The sequence below is a fragment of the Flavobacterium sp. JLP genome, from assembly GCF_015350755.1.
Classification (GTDB): Bacteria; Bacteroidota; Bacteroidia; order Flavobacteriales; family Flavobacteriaceae; genus Flavobacterium.
On record NZ_JADKPS010000001.1, the window covers coordinates 941,304 to 965,667 of the forward strand.

The following is a 24,364-nucleotide window of genomic DNA, read 5'->3' on the forward strand; positions in this document are numbered from 1 at the left end:
AACATTAAAAATGAAAAAGAGTATTTTATTATTACTACTAGCCGTTACCTCATTTTATTCTTGTAAAGACGAACACAGCAACTTGCCTGATGGTTTATATGCCGATATTGAAACTAATAAAGGGCATATTATTGTTGAGTTAGATTATAAAAAAGCCCCAATTACTGTAGCCAATTTTGTAACCTTGGCAGAAGGTAAAAATGAATTTGTAACTAAAGAATACCTTAAAGGGAAACCTTTTTATGACGGATTAAAATTCCATAGAGTTATTGAAGAATTCATGATTCAAACTGGAGATCCTGAAGGAACTGGTTCTGGAGATACTGGATATAAATTTAAAGATGAAATCACCGATTTAAAATTTGACAAAGCTGGCGTTCTGGCAATGGCAAACAATGGTCCTGGAACAAACAGCAGCCAATTTTTTATTACTCACGTTGAGACTCCTTGGCTAGACGGAAAACATACAATTTTTGGTCATGTAGTTGAAAAAGGTCAAGAAGTAGTAAATCAAGTAAAACAAGGCGATACAATAGTTTCTGTAACTATTGTCAGAAATGGTGAAGCTGCTAAAAAGTTTGACGCTGTAAAAGTATTTCACGATTATTTTTCAGAAATTGAAAAAGAAAAAAGCAAATTCGCTGGAGTTCAAAAAGAGAAAGTAGCGTATTATGCAGCTTTAAAAGCAAAAGCTACTAAAACAAATTCTGGTTTAGAATTTGTAGTTACAGAAAAAGGATCTGGTAAAAAACCAGCTATCGGAACTCAAATATATATTCATTATGCAGGTTTTCTTGAAGATGGAACCTTATTTGATACTAGCTTAGAAGACGTAGCAAAAACGTTTGGAAAATTTGATGCAGCAAGAGCTGAAGCAAAACAATATCAGCCAATTCCTTTTCAAGCAGGACGTAAAGACGGAATGATTCCCGGATTTATTGAAGGAATTGAGCAATTATCTTTTGGAGATAAGGCAGTAATTTTTATTCCATCTCACTTAGCTTATGGAGCAACTGGAGCTGGAGGAGTTATTCCGCCAAACGCTAATATTATTTTCGAAATTCAATTATTAGAAAAACCACAATAATAATTATATCATAGACATAAATTCGAAACAAAATGAAGTTTAAATTTCTATTTTTATTCTGTCTGGCTGTTGTAAATTTACAGGCACAAACGACAAAAAAACCTGTTGCAAAACCAAAAGCAACAGTAGTAAAAGCAGTTGCAAAAACAGATCCTAATGATGGTATTTTTGCTACTATTTCAACAACAAAGGGAGATATAGTAGTTTCTTTAGAATATGTAAAAGCTCCTGTAACAGTTGCCAATTTTATTACTTTGGCAGAAGGAAAAAATCCTTATGTAAAAGTTGAAAAATTAAAAGGAAAACCTTTTTATGACGGCTTAAAATTTCACAGAGTGATCAATGATTTTATGATTCAAGGAGGTGATCCTGACGGAAATGGTTCTGGCGGTCCTGGTTATTCATTTAAAGATGAATTCGTTGAAGAATTAAAATTCGAAAAAGGCGGTGTTTTGGCAATGGCAAATTCAGGTCCTGCAACAAACGGAAGTCAATTCTTTATCACACATAAAGACACACCATGGCTCAACGGAAAACATACTATTTTTGGTCATGTAGTTTCAGGAATGGACAATGTAAATAAAATTGTTCAGGATGATATTATGACAAAAATTACCATCACTCGAAAAGGTGCAGCTGCTAAAAAATTTGATGCTGTTAAAGTTTTTAATGATGATGTAAAAAAACAAGAAGCTAAAAAATTAGAAGGTCAAAAAGTAGTTAAGGATAAAGCTGCATATTTTGCTGCAACTAAAGCAAAAGCAACAACTACTGCATCTGGTTTAAAATACGTAGTTACACAAAAAGGTACTGGAGTAAAAGGTGCTGAAGGATCTACTATTTATTTTCACTATGCAGGTTATTTTGAAGATGGAAATCTTTTTGACAGCAGTATGTCTAGCGTAGCAAAAGCATACGGTAAATACGATGCTAATAGAGATGCGCAAGGCGGATACAAAGCTTTTCCTTTTGCAGTTGGTAAAAAAGACGGGATGATTCCTGGTTTTATTGAAGCCTTAGATATGATGACTGACGGAGAAAAAGCCATTTTCTTTCTTCCATCAAATTTAGCTTATGGAGAAAAAGGTGCTGGAGGTGTAATTCCGCCCAATACAACTTTAATATTTGAAATTGAAACGTATACAAATCAGCCTACGAAGTAATTGATTCTGATTCGTTTTAAAAATACTCAAAGCCATCAAATATAAAATTTGATGGCTTTTTTTGCTTTAATTTAGTTTTCTATATTTCTATCAAATCATCAATTTTAAACATTAACCAAGACACTCAGCTTCACTAATAATAACGTTTAAGATGATTTATTATTAAATCCTAAAGAAAATAACTTACCTTTGCCGGCTTGAATTTTTAAAACAAATAAGTTAAGATGTCACAAAATAACGTATTAAAAGGAGTGTTTTTAGTTGCTTTAGGAGCTACAACTTACGGAATGTTAGCCACTTTTGTAAAAATGGCTTACGCTGAAGGATATACCACTGCAGAAGTAACGACATCTCAATTTGTTCTGGGAATAATTGGAATTTTACTGATTAATACTTTCCAAAAGATAAAACATAAAGAAAATGTTGTAAAAGCTACATCAAAAAATATATTCAATTTAATGCTTGCCGGAACTTCATTAGGAATGACCAGCTTATTTTATTATTTGGCTGTAAAATTTATTCCTGTATCTATTGGAATCGTTTTATTAATGCAAACCGTTTGGATGGGTGTTCTTCTTGAAATGATTTTGGAGAAAAAACTGCCTTCTAAACAAAAAGTAATTGCTGTATTTATCGTTCTTTTAGGAACAGTCCTGGCAACTAATATTATTAATAACGACGTAAAATTAGACTGGCGAGGAATTGCTTGGGGCATAATGGCTGCAGCGTCTTTTACAACTACTATGTTTACTGCAAATCGTGTCGCTACCGAAATTTCATCTGCTCAGCGCAGTTTATATATGCTTTTAGGCGGTGCTATAATCGTCTTTTCATTTGCATTTGCTACTCAGATTACACCTTTTAATCTGGAAATTTTCATGAAATGGGGAATCGTTTTATCTCTATTTGGAACCATAATTCCGCCAATGCTTATGAACGCTGGTTTTCCTTTAACGGGAATTGGTTTAGGAAGTATTGTTTCTGCACTTGAACTTCCTGTTTCAGTTATGATGGCATATATTCTTTTAAATGAAAAAGTTATCTTTTTACAATGGGTTGGAATTGTATTAATTATTCTTGCTATAATTATTATGAATGTAAACTTTAAGACTAAAAAGTAACTCATTTTTGAAGACCATTAAAAAAAAGAATGCAAAAAGCAATAATTGTTAATTTTTTTATAATTTAGTGATAAACAATAAGATATCATGAATTTACCTTGGCATTTGTATTTAATGGCTTTTCTTTACATAATTGCCGGAATTAATCATTTTAGAAACCCTGGAATGTATATAAGAATCATTCCTCCAGCGTTCAAAAACCCCAAATTAATTAATACCTTAAGTGGAGCTGCTGAAATAATACTAGGCATACTCCTAACAATTCCTTTTACCTCAATATTCGCCGCGTGGGGCTTAATAGCATTGCTACTTGCCATTTTTCCTGCCAATTTATTCATGTATCAAAATAAAAAAGCAAGTTTCGGCTTGCCTAAATGGATTTTATTTGTACGTTTGCCCTTACAAATTTTGTTGATTTTTTGGGCTTACCAATATACATTCAACTTTAACCATTAAATTATTTATTATGAAAAAATTATTTGCAGAATTTTTCGGTACCTACTGGCTGGTATTCGGAGGTTGTGGAAGCGCAATTTTTGCAGCTGGATTTCCTGAATTAGGTATTGGTTTTGCTGGTGTTGCTCTAGCATTTGGTTTAACCGTATTAACGATGGCTTATGCTGTTGGACATATTTCTGGCGGACATTTTAATCCAGCAGTTTCATTTGGATTATGGGCTGGCGGTAGATTTCCAGCAAAGGCCCTTATACCTTACATTATTGCACAATGTATTGGTGCAATCGCTGCAGCAGGAACTTTATACACTATTGCCTCAGGAAAAGCTGGTTTCGCAATAGACAATACTAAAGCGGGAGCTTTTGCTTCTAATGGTTTTGGCGCATTTTCTCCAGATGGTTACTCATTAGAATCAGCATTTATTGCTGAGTTTGTATTGACATTATTTTTCTTATTGATTATTTTAGGAGCTACTGATAAATTTGCAAACGGAAGATTCGCTGGTATTGCAATTGGTTTGGCTTTAACTTTAATTCACTTAATCAGTATTCCAATTACAAATACTTCTGTAAATCCTGCTAGATCATTATCTCAGGCAATTTTTGTTGGTGGAGGTCCGCTTTCACAAGTTTGGCTGTTCTGGGCAGCACCAATTTTAGGAGCTATAGCCGCTGGATTTATATATAAGACGTTGCTTCAAAATCATGCAGAAGCATAACAAAAGCAAAAAAATAATTAAATAGTAAAATATGGGATTTTTATATTTCTTACTTATTGGAGCAATTTCTGGATGGCTAGCAGGGCAAATATGGAAAGGTGCGGGTTTTGGACTAATTGGTAATATCATTGTTGGTATTATTGGTGGAATTGCTGGTGGCTGGATTGCTGGAAAATTAGGCATCGGAGGTGGCGGACTTTTGTGGCAAATTCTAATTGCTGCTGGGGGTGCCTGGGTTTTATTATTTATAATTAGCCTAATCAAAAAAGCGTAAATATTTCACTAATACTATATTCTGAAAAGAGAAAATCTTATATTTATATTTGATTTTCTCTTTTTTTTATTTCAATACCTAAATGTATTGCTGTTTTAAAAACTCAGAAAACATTATTATTACTTAAAAATTAATGTCTACTATGAATGAGATTATTAATTATTTCAGCACGATTCCCTCATCACATCGAAGTTTAATTTTGGTAGGAGGAATTACAATCTTTTGGATAATAGAAAATACCTTTCCCTTATTTCAGATGCAATATAGAAAATGGCATCACGCCAGAATCAATATTTTCTTTACCATTACCACTATAATCGTCAATTTTATTTTGGCTTTCATATTAATTAAGACGGCCAGCTGGACAACTGAGAATCATTTTGGAATACTGCAATGGCTTCCTAAAATTCCTATTTGGCTTTATACTATTATTGGCTTGCTTTTATTAGACTTAATAGGAGCTTACCTAGCCCATTTTGTACAGCACAAAGTGAAATTTTTATGGCGATTTCATCTTATTCATCATACAGATACTTGGATTGATACCACAAGTGCCAACAGACATCATCCTGGAGAAAGTATTATTCGTTTTATTTTTACCACAGCAGGAGTTTTAATCGTTGGAACTCCAATGTGGATGGTCTTTCTTTATCAATCTTTATCTGTCATTGCTTCACAATTTAATCATGCTAATATTTCGATGCCAGATAAATTTGATGTAATACTCAGTTACTTTATAGTTTCTCCTAATATGCATAAGGTACATCATCATTATGTACTGCCTTATACAGATAGTAATTATGGGAACATTTTTTCATTTTGGGACCGTCTTTTTGGCACTTTTACAACCTTGCCAAAAGAAGAAATAATTTATGGCGTAGATACACATATGACGCCCGAAGAAAACAATAAATTGAAAAATTTATTAAAAATTCCGTTTCAAAAATCAAGATCTGCAAAAAACATTTAAAATCAGTAAAAAAAAACATACTTGATCGAACCAACTAATTATTTTTTTTATTAATATTGATATATAAAATGAAAATCAATCTATTAATCATTAACCCTCTATTTTGAATTAATTTTCACGAGATGAAAAAGAGTAACCGCAAAGAATTGAATTGGGAACAAACTGAAAAACTTGTTTCTCTAGCTTTAGAAGAAAGAAATCCATTTGAAATTATAAAAAAAGAATTTGGATTGGCAGAAAAAGAAGTTCTGGAAATCATGAAGAAGAAAATGCCTCTAGAAAAATTTGAGATGTGGAAAAAAAAGGCCATTGCAAATAAACCAAAGCCAAAACCAGTTAAAATAGATGATTTTGATGAAGATTTGGACGGAAAATATTATATAAAAAACAAACTAGACTAAAACAAAGCTCCTGATTTTCAGGAGTTTTTTTTTATATTTATACATAGACTGTAACATTTTGATAATATATCAGTCAAATACACATAACTAAACACGAACAAATGAAAAAAATAATTTACACTTTAGCTCTGGCAGTCTCACTTTGGAGCTGTAAAACGGGTAGTACATCAGGTGGAGCAAAGAGCAATACCGTAGATGTAAACATTAATCTTGTCGATGTAAAAGATGACAAAGTTTTGGTAACCGTTACGCCTCCAGCAATTAAAACAGACGAAATTATCTACAGTATACCGAAAACAGTTCCTGGAACTTACTCTACAGACAATTATGGTAAATATTCAGATGGTTTTAAAGCTTTTGATGCTAAAGGAAATGAATTAACCGTAAAAAGAATTGACGATAATTCCTGGTCTATTTCAAATGCAAAAACATTAAAAAAGATTACCTATTTAGTTGGTGATACTTTTGATACTGAAAAAGGCGGCGGTTTTGGCGGCGGCGATGTATTTTCGCCTGCAGGAACTAATATCAATGCGGGAGTTAACTTTATGGTAAATACGCATGGTTTTGTTGGATATTTTCAAGATAAGTTAGAGGTTCCTTATAAAGTTACTATTACACATCCTGACACACTTTGGGGTGCAACTTCAATGACTGACGAAGATGCGAGCAAAACAAGCGATGTTTTTACTACATCTCGATATGCTGTTTTGGTTGAAAACCCAATTATGTACTCTAAGCCAGATTATACTACTTTCAACGTAAATGGAATGGATATTTTGATTGCTGTGTATTCTCCAACAGGGAAATTTACTGCGGAAAGTATTACGCCAGAAATGAAAACGATGATGACGGCTCAGAAAAACTTTTTAGGAAAAGTAAATTCTAATAAAAAATATACGGTTCTATTGTACTTATCAAGCATGGCAAAAGATGATGCTCACGGTTTTGGAGCATTAGAACACCCAACAGCTACAACAGTTGTTTTGCCTGAATCTATGCCGAAAGAAAAATTGGTAGAATCAATGAAAGATGTTGTTTCTCATGAGTTCTTTCATATTGTAACACCATTGACCATTCACGCAAAAGAAATTCAGTATTTTGATTATAATGCACCAAAAATGTCAGAGCATTTATGGATGTACGAAGGTGTAACCGAATATTTTGCTAATCTTTTTCAAATTAATCAAGGTTTAATTGATGAAGCTGCATTTTATACTCGTATTGCTGATAAAATTGAGCAGTCAAAAAGTTTAGATGATACAATGTCATTTACAAAAATGAGTGCAAATGTTTTAGAACAGCCTTATAAAGACCAATACTTGAATGTGTATCAAAAAGGAGCGCTAATCGGAATGTGTATTGATATTATTATCAGAGAAAAAAGCAACGGAGAAAGAGGAATTCTTGATTTAATGCACAAATTATCTACTGAATATGGTGTTGAAAAACCATTTAACGATAATGAGCTTTTCGCTAAAATTACACAATTTACATATCCAGAAGTTGGAGAATTCTTAACTAAATATGTTGCTGGAACAACTCCAATTCCTTACGATTTTTATTTAGCTAAAGTGGGTGTTACAAAATCATCTGAGAAAAAAGCTGGTCCAATTTTCTTAAAAGGCCAAACCCCATATATTTCTATTGATAAACAAACAAAAGAAATCGTTGTTCGTTCTGATATTGAGCAAAATGATTTTTTCAAAGCATTAAATTTAAAAGGTGGAGATATTATTGTTTCTATAAACAACACACCTTATTCAGTTGCTAATATTTATGATTTAATTACGATTAGCGAAACTTGGAAAGACAATGATCCTATCACACTTAAAATTAAACGTGGCGGTGTGGAACAAACTATAAAAGGAAATGTAAAATTGCCATTCGAAGAAACAGAAACTTTTAAAGCTACAGATGCGTCAAAAGAAAAACTTAAAAATGCGTGGTTAAAAGGTTAATCTTTTAATTATTATTATAAAAAAAACCGACAAGAGATTGTCGGTTTTTTTGTTTTTATTTAAATGTTATTTTTCATTTCGAGGAACGAGAAATCGCACTTAGAAGCTCAACAAGGATTGGCTATTTACTTTACGTAATTTCGAGTGCGATTTCTCGTTCCTCGAAATAACAAACTTTTTCATAATAGTAGATATTTTTATTTCTTAACTGGAAATTTCCAATCAAATTCGTCTTTATCGTTGATGATTGCTCCTACTTCAAATTTTACCACTTCATCAAATTCTGTTTGAAGGATGAACCAGTTATCTTCGTTGAAATAATTTTCGAACGTATCAAAAGTTTCCTGAGTGTATTTTGTGATTCCTTTTGTTGCCAAATCTTTCTTTACATCAGCAATTTTTCTTCCAATTAATTTGAATCCAAAAACTTCCAAATCATTACTTGACGCCACTAAATAACCTAATTTCAAGTCTTCTTCTTGATAAAATGTCAATCTGATTTTGTGTGCGTTGTAAACAAAAATCACATTATCATCTTCGTCTTTATAATTTTTATCAGGTTTTCCTAAAGCAGCCGTTACATCGTTTTGCTTCATTCCGAAAAGCAATTTATCAATTCCTGATTTTAAATTTATTTTCATATTTAATGTCTTTATTTTAAATGCAAATTTCGTGAAGTTTTTTAATTATTTGCCACGAATTCAGGAATTATACTAATAAATATTATTCTGAAACCTAACAGGTTTTTAAAACCTGTTAGGTTTGGTTTAATCTAATACTTTTTCTTATTCGGTTTACTGCTCATATAAAATGTAATTTTCCCTCCATTCATAACATCTGCATGCTTTAAGAAAGGCTTAGAAAGTTCTTTTCCATTCAACAACACTTTACTCACAAACACATTTTTCTCTGATTGATTTACGGTTTCTACTTCGAAAGTTTTGCCATTTTCTAAATTAAAAGTCGCCTTTTTAACCAGCGGACTTCCTAATGCATATTCATCAGATCCGGGTGCAACGGGATAAAACCCTAAACTGCTGAAAATGTACCACGCACTCATTTGTCCGAAATCGTCATTTCCTCCTAAACCGTCAGCACCATTGCGATACATTTTTTTCAGAATCATCCTGATTTTATCTTGAGCTTTCCATGGAGAATTTGTCCAATTGTATAGATAAACGACATGATGAGAAGGTTCGTTACCGTGGACATAATTTCCAATAATTCCCTCTCTTGTAATATCTTCTGTATTTTCAAAATATTTATCTGGCAAATGCATGCTGAACAATGAATCTAAGCGAACATTAAATTTGTCATTTCCTCCCATCATTTTAATCATTTCTGCAGGATCTTGCGGAACATACAAACTGTAATTCCAAGAATTTCCTTCGATAAAACCCTGTCCATGTGTATCTAGGGGATCGAACTCTTTCTTGAAAGTTCCGTCATTTAATTTTGGACGCATAAAACCTGTTTTTGCATCGTAGACATTTTTGTAGTTTTTAGATCTTTCGATAAATTCATTATAAATATCGGTTTTGCCTAATTTCTTTGCTGCTTGAGCAATTGCCCAGTCGTCATAAGCATATTCTAATGTTTTCGACACCGAAGAACCATTTTTATCTTCGGGAACATAACCCATTTTCATATAATACTCCAAGCCGTCATAATAGGGAACTTTTGCAGTATTAACACAGGCTTGCAGTGCTTTTTCAGGATCGAAGTTTGTATTTCCTTTTACAATTGCATCGGCCACTACAGAAACGGCGTGATACCCTATCATACACCAGTTTTCATTGGCATAATGTGACCATATTGGCAGCATTTTATGTACACTTTGGTCTGAATGCGCCAGCATCGAACTCACCATGTCAGCGTTTCGGGTTGGCTGTACAATATTAAAAAACGGATGCAAGGCTCTATAAGTATCCCATAACGAATAACTTGTATAATTTTTAAAGTTTTCTGCCTTATGAACGTTCATGTCTAAACCTTTGTAATTTCCATCAAGGTCCATATATTCTGTAGGGCCTAAAAAGGCATGATACATTGCAGTATAAAAGTTTACAAAATCTTCATTTTGAATCGTTTCAATCTGAATTTTATTCAGCTCGTTATTCCACACTTCTTGACTTTGTTTTTTTACTTTTTCAAAATCCCAGCCCGGAACTTCTTTCTTCATATTTTCAAGAGCACCTGCAGAACTTACTGGAGACAAAGCCATTTTAATTTTGATTTTCTCTCCTTCTTCAGTATTAAAATCAAAAAACAATTTTAAGTTTTGACCAGCCATTTCAGGGAAATTCTTAGTTTGATCAAATCTTCCCCAAAAACCTCTGTACACACTTTTTTCCTGCGCAGCCTGTCCGTAGCTTTTTATTGGTTTGCTAAAAGACATGGCAAAATAAACTGTTCTCGTTCTTGCCCATCCGTTTGTTTGGCGGTATCCTGTAATTAAAGTATCGTTTTCAACACGAACAAATGTCCAGACATTTTTTTTATCGTAATTGTAAATTCCAGAAGTCAGATCTAAAATAATATGCGCTTCATCTGATTTTGGAAAAGTATACTGATGCATTCCAACGCGTGTTGTTGCCGTTAGCTCTGCCTTAATATGATGATCTTCTAAAAGTACGCTGTAATAAGCCGGTTCAGCTTTTTCTGTCTCATGCGAAAACGCAGATCGATAACCCGAAAGTGGTTTGGATGCTACTCCAGGATTTAATTGCAGTTTTCCGGTTGTTGGCATAATTAAAAAATCGCCTAAATCAGAGTGACCTGTTCCGCTGAAATGTGTATGACTGAAACCTACAATCGTTTTATCTTCATACTGATATCCTGCACAATATTTATAGACTTCTCCGTTGTATTTACCATTGAGACCGTAGGCAATTGTGTCCGTTTCAGGACTCAACTGCACACTGCCAAATGGCACTGTTGCACCCGGATACGTATGCCCCATTTTTGCCGTACCAATCATTGGATCAACGTATTGAATCAAATTTCGTTTTTCAGTTGTTTTTTTCTGTGCTGAAGTTGTATTGCTATAACCAAACATTAAAAAGGAGAGCCCAAAAAGAAAACTTTTGCTTTGTATAGTATTCATGTGGTAATTTTTCTTAATCAATATTTTATCTAATATCATTATCAGATACTTACTAAAACGATTTTTCTGTAATTTTAGGTTAGAAAAATACAACAAAATATGCTTTTTAAAAAATATAAATTTCTAACAACTAAAAAGGTTTTAAATATCTTTGATTTTCTAATAATGTTAGTGCGCTCATGAAAAATTATATTTTATTTTTATTCCTTGCTTCTTCTGCAATTGGTTTTTCGCAGAAAATCGAAAGTTATCGACTGACAAAAGAGGAAATTGTTGAAAGAGAGTTAAATGGAGTTTCCGATTTTCCTATTTATAAAGCATTTGAATATCAGGATAAGGGCGGTGTATATGAATTGCTGTTCTGCGAAAATCAAAAAAACATTTCTAAGAAAGACACTTTGAATACTAAAATTCAGGCCATTTGTACGATGAATGATCATGGCGGTTTTCTAGAAAAATGGAGAATTAATGATTTATTAGAAATTACTGAACCTAAAGAAACCAATATTTGGTTTTGGACAAAATACTGCACCACAAAAGATCTTGACGGCGACGGATATATTGACCCCGTAATAGTTTATGGAACAAGAAATGAAAATGATGAAATTAGACGTGTAAAAATAATTACAGTTTATAAAAATCAAAAATATGTTATTCGTGCAGTTGAATGTACTTTAGATGATTGCAGAAATTTTAAGAAAGATAAAAACTGGGCTTCGTTACCACAAAAGATAAAAACATATGTAGATCAATTAGTGGTAATACTACGAAAAGAGCAAGATTTATTATTGAAAAATGGATAATTGTAAAATGTGAATTGTGAATTGTGAATTGTGAAATTTGATTCTTAACTGGATTAAAATCAAGTTCTACAATATGGATCGAGCCAATGGTTCTTTTTTTTAGAGTTTACGCTTTAGGTTTTCTTTTACTTCATCAAACCATTCATCTTTAAGAATACTTAACACAATAGAATCACGACGCACTTCTCTATTGGACGTTGGCATATGGCTTCTTAAAACTCCTTCGACTTTACAGCCAATGCTTTTCATCGCTGCAATACTTCGCTCGTTGTTATTATCGGCACGAAATTCTACACGTTCCATTCCAAGTGTTTCGAAGGCAAATTGAAGCAATAAATATTTACAGTGTTTATTGAGACCTGTTCCTCTAAAGGCTGATCCGTACCAAGTAAAACCCAATTGTACTGTTTTATATTCGAGCTGAATATCATAAAAACGAGTCGAACCAGCATATTTTTGAGCTTTTTTATCAAAAACTATAAATGGAAATTCTCTCTTTTCTTCTCTTGCCTTTATTGCTGCTTTTATATAGTTGATTAAATTCTCTTTTCCGTCTGCGCCAACTAAAGAATATTTCCAAGTTTCAGGTTCGTTGATTGAGATTTCTATTAAGTTATCTACATCTGATTCTTGCAAAGGGCGCAATAAAACCAAATCGTCTTCGAGAATAATATTGTCTGAGAAATTAAAATTTGTTGTCATAATGGCTTTTTGTTTTAGTTTCTCTGTAAAATCTTTGTTCAACATTATGTAATCTTACTTCACAGAGATTCGCTAAGATCAACAAAGTAATAGAGTAAATTACTCACTCATTTCATCGTAACGCTCAGGAACTTGAGGATCGTACAATGGGCATTTGAATTCTTGCATAACCTCAACTAATTTATTCATGGTTTTTCCTTCGGTTCCGTAGCAGTCTATTTTAATGCTTTGCGGAGTTGTGATAACCTGAAATGCGCCTTTTCCAGAATTGTTTTTCCAGCTGTTTTCATCCACTCTTTCCCATTGCGAAAAAACAGAATTGATACGATTGATAATTACCTCAACAGGAAGTGTCTCAAGACCTTCAACATCTTCTCTTTCTACAAGGGCTTCGTAAACTTCGTGATGGTTTAAGTAAACCTCTTCTAAATATCTCCAAAAAAGTAATTCGTACATAGCCTGGTGTTTTTTAGCCCCGATAGTAGTGAAAATCCTTTTATTTTTTTCTTTAAAAAATAAAAGATTGTAACGGATAGCGGGATTAGCTCCTTAAAAAAAGCTAATTATTAATAAAAAAGGTTCTGTTTAAACTCCAGTAAAAAACCTTTGTAACTCAGTCCCGAAACTTGGGGATTGAACCTTTGTATCTCAAAAAATTAATATTCGAATGTTCCGTATTCGCTTGTGATAGTAAGTTTTTTAGCATCTGCCGCCTCTACTCTACCTACGATTTGTGCATCGACATTGAATGATTTTGAAATTTCAATAATATCTTGTGCAATGCTTTCAGGAACGTAAATTTCCATACGGTGTCCGCAGTTGAAAACCTGGTACATTTCTTTCCAGTCTGTTTTTGATTGCTCCTGAATTAACTTGAACAATGGCGGCACCGGAAATAAATTGTCTTTTATAATGTGCAAATTCTGAACGAAATGTAAAATTTTAGTTTGTGCTCCTCCACTGCAGTGCACCATTCCGTGAATATCGTTTGGCGTATATTTGTCTAAAATTTTCTTGATGATTGGCGCGTAAGTTCTGGTTGGAGAAAGTACTAATTGACCAGCATTTATTGGGCTGTTCTCAACTTCATCTGTTAAATTTACCTGACCTGAATAAATCAATTCTTCAGGAACAAGAGCATCGTAGCTTTCTGGATATTTTTTAGCCAAATATTTTCCGAAAACGTCATGACGAGCAGATGTTAAGCCGTTGCTGCCCATTCCGCCATTATAGCCTTTTTCGTAAGTTGCCTGACCAAAAGAAGCCAAACCAACAATTACATCGCCAGCTTTAATATTAGCATTATCTACAACGTCGCTTCTTTTCATGCGAGCAGTAACGGTCGAATCAACAATAATTGTACGAACTACATCACCGACATCTGCAGTTTCTCCACCTGTTGAATGAATGGTTACGCCAAAAGATTTTAATTCGTTAATTAATTCTTCGGTTCCATTAATAATTGCTGAGATTACTTCAGCAGGAATTAAGTTTTTATTTCTTCCAATTGTAGACGAAAGCAAAATATTATCGGTTGCTCCAACACATAATAAATCATCAATATTCATGATTAAAGCATCTTGAGCAATTCCTTTCCAAACAGAAATATCTCCAGTTTCTTTCCAATACATATACGCCAAAGACGATTTTGTACCTGCACCATCAGCGTGCATAATTAGGCAATGCTTGTCGTCCTGCGTTAAATAATCAGGAACAATTTTACAAAATGCCTGCGGAAATAAACCTTTATCGATATTTTTTATGGCGTTGTGTACGTCTTCTTTTGATGCCGAAACACCTCTTTGTGCGTACCTTTTGCTAGAATCTGAACTCATGAAACTTAGTTTGTGTTGATGTGGTGCAAAGATAATCCCTTTTTTTAATTCTCGGGCTATACTATTTAAAATTGAAGATTTGATTCATAAAAAAAACGGCAGGTATTAAGTACTGCCGTTTTTTTTGGTTTATTATTCTGAAATTTGGTTTATACACTTATTCCCAATCTGGCATTGCTGTTCCAGAAAACATAATCATTCTTGAGTTGGCAACTCCTATGGTTGTTTTCACAATGTTTTTTATTGAGATTCCATCATTTGAGGTATTGGTAAAAATAAGATCTGATTCGTTTGGAGAATATCTGACATCGAAATCATTTGTGCCTAAGGTTTTTTCAGTTATGATTTGAGTAGAAGTTCCCGTCGCAAAATTGTATTCAAAAATTCTGGAATCCAGCTGACGATAATTAAAATTTTCAAAACCAGAAACATCTCTTGTATATACTAATTTTTGTCCTGTTACCGAAAAATTTAATCCGCCTGCAGCTCCAGTTTGCCCTGAAAGAATTGTGGTTAGTATTACTCCTGAAATATTGATAACATATATTTCTACATTATAACCGTTCGAGTCATTTACTTTTAATGCTATTTTAGTTCCATCGGCGCTCCAATCGCATTCTGATATAAATTTGCCATTTGGTGTCTGGAATATTTTAGATAAACCACTCCCATCGCTGCTGATTTTATATAGCTTATCAAAATTTGGATAAATGAATTCACTTCCGGAAGCGTTCCAGGAATAACCTATATATTCTGAATTAAAACCAGCTATAGGTACTGTACTTGTAATTCTTTTAACTTCTGTTCCGTCGTAATTCATCGTATAAATATCATTTTGAGAGCCATTTGTACCTATAAAAGCAATTTTTTGGGCTTGATTATTTCTCCTCGGACGCCAATAATTTTTATCTAAACTGGTTAATTGATATTGTTTTCCTGCATCATCAGCAGTAAAAATCACATTATTATTGTTTACTGTTTTTACAAATAAGTATCTTGTATTTGGAAATGCAATTGTTGTAAAGGCATTGGCAACACTTAAAACAGGCGCATTTATACCATCTGCAACTTCTACTTGCCAGTAGTATTTTGTGCCATATAATAAGTCTGTCAGTGTTATCTTTTTTTCTTTTATTCCATCATAAACTTTGATATCACTATTACTGCTATTTCTAAGGGTTACTTTAAAAGTGAGTACATCATTATCAGGATCTGTATCTGTCCACGTTAAATCTAATGAAACTGACTGGCCAGTACTATTATCAATCGGGCTCACTAATACTGGAACTGTTGGCGGTTTATTGTTAGCGGTTGCTTTATTGAGCTCAAAAACTATTTCTGAAGTATTGTTTGCAGTTATAGTAGCAGCTTCAAACTTGGCTATAAAACCATCTTTTTGAGCCTGAAAAGAATATTCTCCCACTTTTACATTCGAAACTGTAAATTTACCGTCGGCATCTGTAAATACAGTGCTGCTGGTTGGACTGGAAAGTATCTTAACATTTTCCATTGGTTCAAAAGTAGCGGCATTGACTACTCTTCCGGTAACGGTACCAAATTCAGAATCTCCGATTTTTTCTTCGCTGCACGAAACCACAAACAATAAAAAAAGTACAGTCGGTATTTTGTATAAATACTTCATTATTAATTTATTTTTAATTTTAAACTTCGTCGTTGTGTTTTAAATTGATGGTTTTTGAATTACACTATTTTTTCTTTTTTGCAAAATAATACGTAAGCCCTAATCCAAATTTGTAATAATAATCATCTCGGGTTCCAGCTCTTATGTAATCAACATTATCACTGAAATTGATATTTTGTTCAGCAAATAATTTTATTCCCATTCGGTCTGATGCCATATATTCTAAACCCGCGCCGTACTGAAATTTAGCGTATGTGTTTTCAAATTTTCTATTCATTGCATAACCGCCACCGCCATAGAGATAAGGCGTAAATCGATCTTTAGGCAGTAAAATCCATTCGAGATTAAGATCATAAGTGATATAGCCAACATCGAGTAAATTTTTATTGGCAAGATTAACAACATTTGTCGAAGCACTGACATTAAAACTAGGCGTGATAAAGAACTTTAATGCTCCGCGTCCGAAAGGTCTTAAAAGCGGGTCTTTGTAATCACCATCCATTAATGTTGTACCGCCAGAAATTTCTATAGCAAATTGGCTTCTTCTATTCTCCAAAACCCTTCCATAAAGTCCAGTGACATCAGCAGTTTTATTTTCTTCATCATAAGCCTTAACTAAATTATCAACTTGCCATTTTGGTGCATCTGCTTCCCAGATATTGTCTTTTATACCTTCTAAAACCAATGATTCAACAGCCTTTTCGATTGCTTCTGTAACAGCCATATGAACAGGTTCATTCGTTGTATAACCAGTTTCAACTTCTAATAATCTTTTGAAATTTACATATCGAAATAAACTCTCATCAATAGCTTGAGATAAAATAGTTTTAGAAATATAAACCGACTTCAAAATTTTTCCGTTTGAAGTTGAAATCATTCTCAGATAAATGGTCACACGATCCTGACGGTATTTTACAGACGCACCGGCACCAAAATATCGGGCGCCAAAACCACCGGTAATAATATTAGAATCATATGAAACAATGCCGCCTTCTAACAATACACCTGCATATAACAATGGGGTTAATTGCGGTTCATTCGGATCAGCATTTTTTACATATTCCTGACGAGTTGCCCGAATCAGATTTCGCTCCTGAAGCAAGTTGCCAATATTTTCACGTTCAATTGGTACAAACCATTTCGAATCTTCCAGCGCTTTTATCAATATAGAAGTTGCACCCTGAGTTACGGCTGTACTGAAACTGCTTCCGTTTTCCTGTGGTTTATATTGCCCTGTTTGGTCTCTAAATTTATAGACACCCACCACAACTGGCTCTTTTGGTTTTGGCAAACCTTTTAATAATGAAGTTGCCGGAGTACCTTCTCCTAAAATCGCTTTTTCAACTCCGGTTGGCTGATTGTAATAGGCACCGCAACCCGAAAAAAGAAATCCGAATAAAATTAATAAGTAGTGATGTAATCTCATGTTATTGATTTGGGATAATTACTTGAGTCTGTTCGCCGGTATTGGTATCTAAAATATTGAGTGTTAGCCCGTCTGAAGATGGGTAAACATCGACTGAATAGCTCCCGAAAGTGTAAGAACCTTCTTTTATGCCATCGGTACCAAATTGCTGTTTGTAGAGTGTACTTGAAATCTGACTTAGTAATTGCGAATTTAAATTAGCTTTAAATCGTTCCAAATCAGTTTGTGTTTTTATTTCAGCCGTTTTATCCTTTTGCTTATTTTGAGCTTCGGCACTGCTCAAAAGCCATTGATAATTAAAAGTGTCTCCACCAAATGCTGGATTTACAGGTTTATAAACTAAAGCCTGAGCATTTATAAACGGAGAAACAAGCAGTATTACTGCAAGGGTGATTATAAATTTCATGTCGTTAATAATAAAATTAATACTGAGTGAAATATTTGCGCTGTTTTTCTTTCTCTTTCAAATAAGTGAAGGTGGCATTTACAGATTCTTCTGCAACTGCATCTAAAAATTCATCGTCTGGTCTGGCCAGAAACTCATAAATAACTTCATTGTCGATACTTATGGTTATAGCGGTGTTTCTTGCAAAACTATATTCTTCACCTATTGTAACTATTTTTTCAGCGTTGATTCCAATATCATTGTATTTGTAATAATATCTGTCGTAAAAATCTTTTCCCACTTTTGTTTTAGTATCGTCCGTAATAATTCCTCTTAACATAAATCCGTCAAGAGGCAATACAATTACATCTTTTTTTTTTCTTCACCCAAAACCACACGATCTTTTGCTATTATTTGTTTATTTTCATCATAAAACAATAATAAAACGATGACCTCATCATCTGCAGAGAGATTAATCTGAGAAGTAGATAATTTTTGTTTTTCGTTTGGCTGTAGGGTAAAAACACCAACCTGGTCATTATTAGACTGATTATTACTTTTATTATTATTTTTTATAACAGACATTTTGTAGGCAGCACCTCTGATGACATCAGTAAGATTCTCGGCAGTACCTGTAATTTTTATATTGCCTTCAATTTTTTCAATTTCCAGTCTGGCTTTTATTTTGTCTTGAGGAACCTGACCATAGCCAATGAACATAAAAAATAGAAATACGAAAATAATATGTCGATATAAAAAACGCATGTTTTAATTTATTTGTTAATAAGAATTATTGAAGCACCATTTCCTGTTTGTGTAATTTTCATGTTTTTTGAAAGTGAATTGGTCCCAATACTTTGAATGTTTTGATTGTCTCCTTTTTGTATCATTTCCATGTTTATATTGTAATTGGTGTACAATGTAAAATCTGAAATTTTATTATTATCTCCTTGCTGAACAATGTTTTGTGTAATGGATTTAGCATCTTTATCCAATAACAGTAAATTACGGTCGCCATTTTGATCAATAGCAACTTTTATTTCATTTGATTTTAAATTTGCTATAACTTTATTCAAATCCCCTATTTGCTGTATTAGAATCCCTGACTGAATTTTTGAATTCAAATCATTTTGTGCTTTTTTATCCATAGCAGAAACTACACTAAGTGCTTTTTCTTTCGAATTAAAAACAGATGAACTGTAGGGTTTAAAATCTGAATTATCATCTTTTTCCTGGGCATAAAACACAGAAGAAAAAAGTAAAAAGACTATACTATTTATAATGAAAGTTCTCATCTTGATGTATTTTAGATTAAAAAATGAGATAGTCACGTTCTATGACTATCTCATTTAAGATTTTTTCAAATTACATACCTGATTGAGTAACAGTAATTGTATTTAAATTTCCGTTTGAAAACGCAACACTGCTATGAGAAGCACCAGTTTGAGTTACAGTTGCAGTATTTTTATTTCCAATTTGTAAAGTACTTTCTTTTAATTTAGTACCATCTTGTGAAGTTGTAGCGCTATTTTCTTCACCATATTGATAGTGGTATGATTTGTTACCATCTGCTACAGCAGTCCCAGCAGGAGCTTTTTGTGTTTGCCAAGATTTATTTTTAACACCACCCTGAGTAGCATAAGCATAGTTGCCATCTCCATTTTGAGTTTGAGTTGCTTCATTAGTGTTATGAGGTGCAAATGGCACACTTACAGCATTAACTGCAGCTAATTGAGCCGCATTGAAAGGAGCGCCTGTTGGTTTTTCGTTTCCAGTAGTACCTTGGTCAATAATAGCTTCGTTGTTTTTTCCGGTTTGTACTTGAGTTGCTTTATCAAATCCGCCTAATGCTGTTACTGGAGGAGCAATTTGATCTTGCCAGATTGTTGCTTTATTTGAATCTCCTGTTTGTGTTTGATACGCTTTGTTATCATGATTACTTTGAGAAGCAAAAGCAGTATTACCATTTCCTTTTTGTTTTACGTCAGCCATGTTGTTTTTAGCGTTGTAAATTCCCGGTTGAACCCCTTGATAAACTTCAGATTTGTTAGTGTTGCCTAATTGGTCAATTTTAGCGTCATTTGTTCCTCCGTTTTGAGTTACAATACCAGTATCAGAGTTTCCTACCTGATTTACTGATGAAGTGTTTCCTTGTGCAATTGCTGCAGCCCCGACAAATAGCATCGCTGAGATGCTCAAAATTACTTTTTTCATAATAGATATATTTAATTGGTTATTAATACAACTTATTATGTAGGTCAGTGTGATTTGGGGTGAAAATCAGGCCATCAAAATCGTCATTTGAAAAGGAAAGCAGAACGCTTATTTTCTTTCTTCATGACCAAAATTAGAAAACTTATCGAAAAACAAATCAAGTAGAAATACCTATTTTTCAATAACTTAACCTCTTTTCGATGAACTGTAAAACTATCTCGATGAACTGCTAAAAGCGCTAAAAATATAAATAAGAAATTACTTACTTATTACAATTTCTTTACATTTATGGCTTCAGTTCTATTAAAACACTATTTATTTTGCAAAATTTTAGTATTACTATAAAAAAAAACCCATCGGTTATCGATGGGTTTTTCAGATTGTTAATTAATATTTACTTTGTAAACAACAGTTCTCTATACTTAGTCAATGTCCAGCTTTCGTCATCAACTAATAATTCTAGTTTATCGCAGTGATTACGAATATCTTCAAAATACGGTTTTACTTTATTGCAATACACTTCGGCCATTTTTTGAGCATCAGTCAATTGATTCGCAATTCTTCTTTCATTAGTCATCGCCAACACTTTAGAATTGATTCCTTCAATGTGGCCTGAAATTTCTTTAATCAAAACAATTTGTTCTTTTGCAATCGTTTCAAACTCTTTTCCAAAAATCTCTTTTAATCCCTTTACATTTTCGATTAAAGTGTTTTGGTAACGAATTGCAGTCGGAATAACATGATTTCTAGAAATATCTCCTAAAACTCGACCTTCAATCTGAATTTTTTTAGTGTATTCTTCCAATTCAATTTCGTAACGCGCTTCCGCCTCGATATGATTTAGAATTCCTAATTCATCAAATAAATCAAGAGCTTGTTTCGAAACTTTGGCCTTAATTGCCTCAGGCGTTGTTTTAAAATTGCTTAAACCTCTTTTAGCTGCTTCTTTTTCCCAAGCTTCACTATAACCGTCTCCTTCAAAAAGAATTTTTTTAGATTGTTTAATATATTCTCTTAAAACATTAAAAATCGCATCATCTTTTTTCATGTCTTTAGAGTCGATTAAATTATCAACTTCTATTTTAAAATCTTTTAATTGTTTTGCTACAATCGCATTAAGAGTTGTCATTGCATTCGAGCAGTTTGCATTTGAACCTACAGCTCTAAACTCAAATTTATTTCCTGTAAAGGCAAAAGGCGAAGTTCTGTTTCTATCTGTATTGTCTAAAAGAACGTCTGGAATCTTCCCTACAACATTCAATTTTAAATCGGTTTTTTCTTCTGGAGATAATTTTCCAGTTGTTACGCTTTCTAATTCACTTAAAACTTTTGTCAGCTGTTCTCCAATAAATACCGAAATAATAGCTGGCGGTGCTTCATTTGCTCCTAATCTATGATCGTTGCTTGCTGTTGCGATAGAAGCTCTTAATAAAGTTTCATAATCGTTAACTGCTTTTATTGTATTAATAAAGAAGGTCAAAAACTGTAAATTACTCATTGGCGTCTTGCTCGGACTCAATAAGTTAACTCCAGTATCTGTTGCCAGCGACCAATTGTTGTGTTTTCCTGAACCATTTACACCTTTAAAGGGTTTTTCATGAAATAATACTTTAAAATCATGTCGCTCTGCCACTCTCTGCATTACATCCATTAATAAAGAATTGTGATCTACGGCAAGATTTGTTTCTTCGAAAATTGGAGCAAGCTCAAACTGATTTGGCGCTACTTCATTATGACGTGTTTTTACAGGAATTCCCAATAACATACATTCTTGTTCTAAATCTCTCATGTACGTTAAAGCACGCGTCGGAATAGACCCAAAATAATGATCGTCAAGCTGTTGCCCTTTTGCAGAAGTATGTCCTAATAAAGTTCTTCCGGTCATCATTAAGTCTGGACGAGAATTGGCCAAAGCTTTATCAATCAAAAAATATTCTTGTTCCCAGCCTAGAGTTGCCGTTACTTTTTTTACGTTTTTATCGAAATATTTACAAACTTCTGTAGCAGCTTCATCCATGGCAGATAAAGCTCTTAACAACGGAATTTTATTATCCAAAGCTTCGCCTGTATAAGCAATAAAAACTGTTGGAATACATAAAGTTGTTCCGTAAATAAATGCGGGAGAAGTTGGATCCCAGGCTGTATAACCGCGAGCTTCAAAAGTATTTCTGATTCCTCCGTTAGGAAAACTTGATGCATCTGGTTCTTGCTGCACCAATTGTGCTCCGCCAAATTTTTCTACAGGATCGCTTCCGTCGTATGAAGTTTCGAAAAAAGCGTCGTGTTTTTCTGCCGTTGTTCCTGTAAGAGGCTGAAACCAGTGCGTGTAATGTGTAACACCTTTTGATAACGCCCACTCTTTCATTCCCATAGCAATATAATCTGCCAGTTTTCTGTCTATTTTAGTTCCGTGCTGAATCGCATCTCTAACTCCTTTTAAAGCATCAGAAGTTAAAAACTGCTTCATTGCTTTCTCATTAAACACATTTGAACCAAAAATGTTAGATTTTCTATCCATTTCTTCAAAATGTACTGGCTTTCTTGTAGAAGCTTCTTTTAAAGCTTGGAAACGTAATGTTGACATGTATATAAGTTTAAAATTCGTAATAATTTTCACTAAAAAAAGAGGCACAAATATAAACAATTTAAGTGCCTTTTTAAAGGATAAATTTTAGATTTTTATGCGAAGATTTTTCAATAGAAGCCGACTTTTACAAAGAATAATGAAACAGAAATAAAGAAATATAACAAAATCCAGAGGCATTCTCTATTAAATAAACATTTTTTCATAATTTCTTAACCCAGAAATTCAAAAAAGAGCTTTAATTTTTGCGAATTTATTTTTTAAAGGTATTAAAAATTGCTTTTTTTAAAATATACCCCTTTAAAAATTGCGCTTATCTAAAAAATAATATAACGTTAAACAAAATAGCCCCCTAATTTTTAGGACTAAAAAAATAAATCTATATTTGACCCAACGAAAAAAAACAAAAAAATTAATTTATATTATTATGGCTAAAATTAAGTTAGAGTACATTTGGTTAGATGGATATGAACCAACTCAAAATCTTAGAAGTAAAACTAAAGTTGAAGAGCACGAAAATTTCAAAGGAACATTAGAAGAACTTGGAAATTGGTCATTTGATGGTTCGTCAACAAAACAAGCTGAAGGTGGTTCTTCTGACTGTCTTTTAGTGCCTGTTGCTATTTATCCAGATCCAACTCGTATCAATGGATATTTAGTAATGACAGAAGTTATGTATGCTGACGGAACTCCACACGCTTCTAACGGAAGAGCTACTATTGATGATGATGGTGATTTCTGGTTTGGTTTCGAACAAGAATATTTCATCATGGATACTAAAACTTTATTGCCATTAGGTTTCCCTGTTGGAGGTTATCCTGCTCCACAAGGTATGTACTACTGCTCTGTTGGTGGAAAAAACACTCACGGAAGAAAATTAGTAGAAGAACATGCTGACTTATGTATCGCTGCCGGAATTAACTTTGAAGGTATTAACCAAGAGGTTGCTTGCGGACAATGGGAATTCCAATTATTCGCTAAAGGCGCTAAAAAAGCTGGAGACGAAATCTGGGTTGCTAGATACTTATTAGATCGTTTGACTGAAAAATATGGTTATTATATCGAATATCACCCAAAACCACTAGGAGATACAGACTGGAATGGTTCAGGTATGCACGCTAACTTCTCTAACGAAGTTTTAAGAACATGTGGAGACCAAGCAACTTACGAAAGAATTTGCGAGGCTTTCCGCCCTGTTACTGCTGAGCATATCGCAGTTTACGGAGCTTACAACGACCAACGTTTAACTGGTAAACACGAAACTGCATCTATCCACGATTTCTCTTACGGAGTTTCAGACAGAGGATGTTCTATCAGAATTCCTTTAATGACTGTTCAAAGAGGTTGGAAAGGTTGGTTAGAAGACAGAAGACCAGCTTCAAACGGAGATCCATACAAAATTGCTGCTAGAATTATCAAAACTGTAAAATCAGCGCTATAATTCATAGTTCAAATTATACTATAAAGTGCCATCTTAATTGATGGCACTTTTTTTTTGTTTCTATTGTCACACTGA

Annotated in this window: 24 protein-coding genes; 11 read left to right on the forward strand and 13 right to left on the reverse strand. The window is 33.4% G+C overall.

What is annotated here, in order from left to right:
- Positions 1 to 10 precede the first annotated feature (10 nt).
- The 9 genes from IRZ83_RS04215 (at position 11) to IRZ83_RS04255 (ending at position 8,151) form a co-directional block, all read left to right on the forward strand.
- Positions 11 to 1,087 carry a peptidylprolyl isomerase gene (locus IRZ83_RS04215; protein ID WP_194567021.1) on the forward strand — a complete coding sequence of 359 codons (1,077 nt, stop codon included), beginning with the start codon at positions 11 to 13 and terminating at the stop codon, positions 1,085 to 1,087.
- A 32-nt stretch (positions 1,088 to 1,119) separates the two neighbouring features.
- On the forward strand, positions 1,120 to 2,250 hold the full coding sequence (locus tag IRZ83_RS04220) for a peptidylprolyl isomerase (RefSeq protein ID WP_194567022.1): 1,131 nt from the start codon (positions 1,120 to 1,122) through the stop codon (positions 2,248 to 2,250).
- 224 nt (positions 2,251 to 2,474) lie between these two features.
- Positions 2,475 to 3,371, forward strand: a complete 897-nt coding sequence (locus tag IRZ83_RS04225) for an EamA family transporter (protein ID WP_194567024.1) — start codon at positions 2,475 to 2,477, stop codon at positions 3,369 to 3,371.
- A gap of 87 nt (positions 3,372 to 3,458) precedes the next feature.
- Positions 3,459 to 3,827 (forward strand): DoxX family protein, encoded by a 369-nt coding sequence (locus IRZ83_RS04230; protein WP_082447121.1) that lies wholly within the window; start codon positions 3,459 to 3,461, stop codon positions 3,825 to 3,827.
- Positions 3,828 to 3,837: 10 nt separating this feature from the next.
- A complete protein-coding gene (gene aqpZ, locus IRZ83_RS04235) occupies positions 3,838 to 4,545 on the forward strand; it encodes an aquaporin Z (RefSeq protein ID WP_029268958.1) in 708 nt (235 codons plus the stop codon).
- A gap of 31 nt (positions 4,546 to 4,576) precedes the next feature.
- Positions 4,577 to 4,819: a GlsB/YeaQ/YmgE family stress response membrane protein gene (locus tag IRZ83_RS04240; protein WP_194567026.1), complete on the forward strand. Its 243-nt coding sequence runs from the start codon at positions 4,577 to 4,579 to the stop codon at positions 4,817 to 4,819.
- Positions 4,820 to 4,961: 142 nt separating this feature from the next.
- Positions 4,962 to 5,789, forward strand: coding sequence for a sterol desaturase family protein (locus IRZ83_RS04245; RefSeq protein WP_194567028.1), 828 nt, complete (start codon positions 4,962 to 4,964; stop codon positions 5,787 to 5,789).
- A gap of 122 nt (positions 5,790 to 5,911) precedes the next feature.
- Positions 5,912 to 6,190 carry a DUF2805 domain-containing protein gene (locus tag IRZ83_RS04250; RefSeq protein WP_026981974.1) on the forward strand — a complete coding sequence of 93 codons (279 nt, stop codon included), beginning with the start codon at positions 5,912 to 5,914 and terminating at the stop codon, positions 6,188 to 6,190.
- A gap of 101 nt (positions 6,191 to 6,291) precedes the next feature.
- On the forward strand, positions 6,292 to 8,151 hold the full coding sequence (locus IRZ83_RS04255) for a peptidase M61 (protein ID WP_194567030.1): 1,860 nt from the start codon (positions 6,292 to 6,294) through the stop codon (positions 8,149 to 8,151).
- A 197-nt stretch (positions 8,152 to 8,348) separates the two neighbouring features.
- Here IRZ83_RS04255 and IRZ83_RS04260 read toward each other — a convergent pair whose 3' ends face one another.
- On the reverse strand, positions 8,349 to 8,792 hold the full coding sequence (locus IRZ83_RS04260) for a hypothetical protein (RefSeq protein WP_194567032.1): 444 nt from the start codon (positions 8,790 to 8,792) through the stop codon (positions 8,349 to 8,351).
- Between the two features lie 131 nt (positions 8,793 to 8,923).
- A complete protein-coding gene (locus IRZ83_RS04265; protein WP_194567034.1) occupies positions 8,924 to 11,257 on the reverse strand; it encodes a GH92 family glycosyl hydrolase in 2,334 nt (777 codons plus the stop codon).
- A gap of 179 nt (positions 11,258 to 11,436) precedes the next feature.
- Between IRZ83_RS04265 and IRZ83_RS04270 the strand changes: the two genes are divergently transcribed.
- A complete protein-coding gene (locus tag IRZ83_RS04270) occupies positions 11,437 to 12,060 on the forward strand; it encodes a M949_RS01915 family surface polysaccharide biosynthesis protein (protein WP_194567036.1) in 624 nt (207 codons plus the stop codon).
- A 99-nt stretch (positions 12,061 to 12,159) separates the two neighbouring features.
- Here the strand turns inward: IRZ83_RS04270 and IRZ83_RS04275 are convergent, their stop codons facing one another.
- The 11 genes from IRZ83_RS04275 to IRZ83_RS04325 all read right to left on the reverse strand — a co-directional run bounded on the left by IRZ83_RS04275 (position 12,160) and on the right by IRZ83_RS04325 (position 22,848).
- A complete protein-coding gene (locus IRZ83_RS04275) occupies positions 12,160 to 12,762 on the reverse strand; it encodes a GNAT family N-acetyltransferase (protein WP_194567038.1) in 603 nt (200 codons plus the stop codon).
- A 99-nt stretch (positions 12,763 to 12,861) separates the two neighbouring features.
- Positions 12,862 to 13,218 (reverse strand): hypothetical protein, encoded by a 357-nt coding sequence (locus IRZ83_RS04280; RefSeq protein ID WP_029268943.1) that lies wholly within the window; start codon positions 13,216 to 13,218, stop codon positions 12,862 to 12,864.
- Positions 13,219 to 13,418: 200 nt separating this feature from the next.
- Positions 13,419 to 14,597: an AIR synthase related protein gene (locus tag IRZ83_RS04285; RefSeq protein ID WP_029268940.1), complete on the reverse strand. Its 1,179-nt coding sequence runs from the start codon at positions 14,595 to 14,597 to the stop codon at positions 13,419 to 13,421.
- A 157-nt stretch (positions 14,598 to 14,754) separates the two neighbouring features.
- The gene (locus tag IRZ83_RS04290) at positions 14,755 to 16,239 is read right to left on the reverse strand and encodes a carboxypeptidase regulatory-like domain-containing protein (protein ID WP_194567040.1); all 1,485 of its coding nucleotides are present in this window, start codon (positions 16,237 to 16,239) and stop codon (positions 14,755 to 14,757) included.
- A 64-nt stretch (positions 16,240 to 16,303) separates the two neighbouring features.
- On the reverse strand, positions 16,304 to 17,665 hold the full coding sequence (locus tag IRZ83_RS04295; RefSeq protein ID WP_194567042.1) for a CsgG/HfaB family protein: 1,362 nt from the start codon (positions 17,663 to 17,665) through the stop codon (positions 16,304 to 16,306).
- 1 nt (position 17,666) lies between these two features.
- Positions 17,667 to 18,071 (reverse strand): curli production assembly/transport component CsgF, encoded by a 405-nt coding sequence (locus tag IRZ83_RS04300; RefSeq protein ID WP_194567044.1) that lies wholly within the window; start codon positions 18,069 to 18,071, stop codon positions 17,667 to 17,669.
- Between the two features lie 16 nt (positions 18,072 to 18,087).
- Entirely contained in the window at positions 18,088 to 18,390 is a 303-nt protein-coding gene (locus IRZ83_RS04305) for a CsgE family curli-type amyloid fiber assembly protein (RefSeq protein ID WP_051662667.1), read from the reverse strand.
- A gap of 23 nt (positions 18,391 to 18,413) precedes the next feature.
- Positions 18,414 to 18,815, reverse strand: coding sequence for a hypothetical protein (locus tag IRZ83_RS04310; RefSeq protein WP_194567046.1), 402 nt, complete (start codon positions 18,813 to 18,815; stop codon positions 18,414 to 18,416).
- Positions 18,816 to 18,823: 8 nt separating this feature from the next.
- Entirely contained in the window at positions 18,824 to 19,345 is a 522-nt protein-coding gene (locus IRZ83_RS04315) for a hypothetical protein (RefSeq protein WP_194567048.1), read from the reverse strand.
- Between the two features lie 70 nt (positions 19,346 to 19,415).
- Positions 19,416 to 20,264, reverse strand: a complete 849-nt coding sequence (locus IRZ83_RS04320) for a hypothetical protein (protein ID WP_029268924.1) — start codon at positions 20,262 to 20,264, stop codon at positions 19,416 to 19,418.
- Positions 20,265 to 20,658: 394 nt separating this feature from the next.
- The gene (locus IRZ83_RS04325) at positions 20,659 to 22,848 is read right to left on the reverse strand and encodes a glutamine synthetase III (protein ID WP_029268923.1); all 2,190 of its coding nucleotides are present in this window, start codon (positions 22,846 to 22,848) and stop codon (positions 20,659 to 20,661) included.
- 427 nt (positions 22,849 to 23,275) lie between these two features.
- Here IRZ83_RS04325 and IRZ83_RS04330 point away from each other — a divergent pair, with 427 nt between their 5' ends.
- Complete coding sequence (locus IRZ83_RS04330; protein ID WP_029268921.1) at positions 23,276 to 24,289, forward strand: glutamine synthetase beta-grasp domain-containing protein; 1,014 nt, start codon at positions 23,276 to 23,278, stop codon at positions 24,287 to 24,289.
- The last annotated feature ends 75 nt before the right edge of the window (positions 24,290 to 24,364 follow it).

Bases quoted from the DNA above. Each gene is read 5' to 3' on its own strand.
- IRZ83_RS04215 (WP_194567021.1), top strand. From the start codon at position 11: ATGAAAAAGAGTATTTTATTATTACTACTAGCCGTTACCTCATTTTAT.
- IRZ83_RS04220 (WP_194567022.1), top strand. From the start codon at position 1,120: ATGAAGTTTAAATTTCTATTTTTATTCTGTCTGGCTGTTGTAAATTTA.
- IRZ83_RS04225 (WP_194567024.1), top strand. From the start codon at position 2,475: ATGTCACAAAATAACGTATTAAAAGGAGTGTTTTTAGTTGCTTTAGGA.
- IRZ83_RS04230 (WP_082447121.1), top strand. From the start codon at position 3,459: ATGAATTTACCTTGGCATTTGTATTTAATGGCTTTTCTTTACATAATT.
- aqpZ (WP_029268958.1), top strand. From the start codon at position 3,838: ATGAAAAAATTATTTGCAGAATTTTTCGGTACCTACTGGCTGGTATTC.
- IRZ83_RS04240 (WP_194567026.1), top strand. From the start codon at position 4,577: ATGGGATTTTTATATTTCTTACTTATTGGAGCAATTTCTGGATGGCTA.
- IRZ83_RS04245 (WP_194567028.1), top strand. From the start codon at position 4,962: ATGAATGAGATTATTAATTATTTCAGCACGATTCCCTCATCACATCGA.
- IRZ83_RS04250 (WP_026981974.1), top strand. From the start codon at position 5,912: ATGAAAAAGAGTAACCGCAAAGAATTGAATTGGGAACAAACTGAAAAA.
- IRZ83_RS04255 (WP_194567030.1), top strand. From the start codon at position 6,292: ATGAAAAAAATAATTTACACTTTAGCTCTGGCAGTCTCACTTTGGAGC.
- IRZ83_RS04260 (WP_194567032.1), bottom strand. From the start codon at position 8,792: ATGAAAATAAATTTAAAATCAGGAATTGATAAATTGCTTTTCGGAATG.
- IRZ83_RS04265 (WP_194567034.1), bottom strand. From the start codon at position 11,257: ATGAATACTATACAAAGCAAAAGTTTTCTTTTTGGGCTCTCCTTTTTA.
- IRZ83_RS04270 (WP_194567036.1), top strand. From the start codon at position 11,437: ATGAAAAATTATATTTTATTTTTATTCCTTGCTTCTTCTGCAATTGGT.
- IRZ83_RS04275 (WP_194567038.1), bottom strand. From the start codon at position 12,762: ATGACAACAAATTTTAATTTCTCAGACAATATTATTCTCGAAGACGAT.
- IRZ83_RS04280 (WP_029268943.1), bottom strand. From the start codon at position 13,218: ATGTACGAATTACTTTTTTGGAGATATTTAGAAGAGGTTTACTTAAAC.
- IRZ83_RS04285 (WP_029268940.1), bottom strand. From the start codon at position 14,597: ATGAGTTCAGATTCTAGCAAAAGGTACGCACAAAGAGGTGTTTCGGCA.
- IRZ83_RS04290 (WP_194567040.1), bottom strand. From the start codon at position 16,239: ATGAAGTATTTATACAAAATACCGACTGTACTTTTTTTATTGTTTGTG.
- IRZ83_RS04295 (WP_194567042.1), bottom strand. From the start codon at position 17,665: ATGAGATTACATCACTACTTATTAATTTTATTCGGATTTCTTTTTTCG.
- IRZ83_RS04300 (WP_194567044.1), bottom strand. From the start codon at position 18,071: ATGAAATTTATAATCACCCTTGCAGTAATACTGCTTGTTTCTCCGTTT.
- IRZ83_RS04305 (WP_051662667.1), bottom strand. From the start codon at position 18,390: ATGTTAAGAGGAATTATTACGGACGATACTAAAACAAAAGTGGGAAAA.
- IRZ83_RS04310 (WP_194567046.1), bottom strand. From the start codon at position 18,815: ATGCGTTTTTTATATCGACATATTATTTTCGTATTTCTATTTTTTATG.
- IRZ83_RS04315 (WP_194567048.1), bottom strand. From the start codon at position 19,345: ATGAGAACTTTCATTATAAATAGTATAGTCTTTTTACTTTTTTCTTCT.
- IRZ83_RS04320 (WP_029268924.1), bottom strand. From the start codon at position 20,264: ATGAAAAAAGTAATTTTGAGCATCTCAGCGATGCTATTTGTCGGGGCT.
- IRZ83_RS04325 (WP_029268923.1), bottom strand. From the start codon at position 22,848: ATGTCAACATTACGTTTCCAAGCTTTAAAAGAAGCTTCTACAAGAAAG.
- IRZ83_RS04330 (WP_029268921.1), top strand. From the start codon at position 23,276: ATGGCTAAAATTAAGTTAGAGTACATTTGGTTAGATGGATATGAACCA.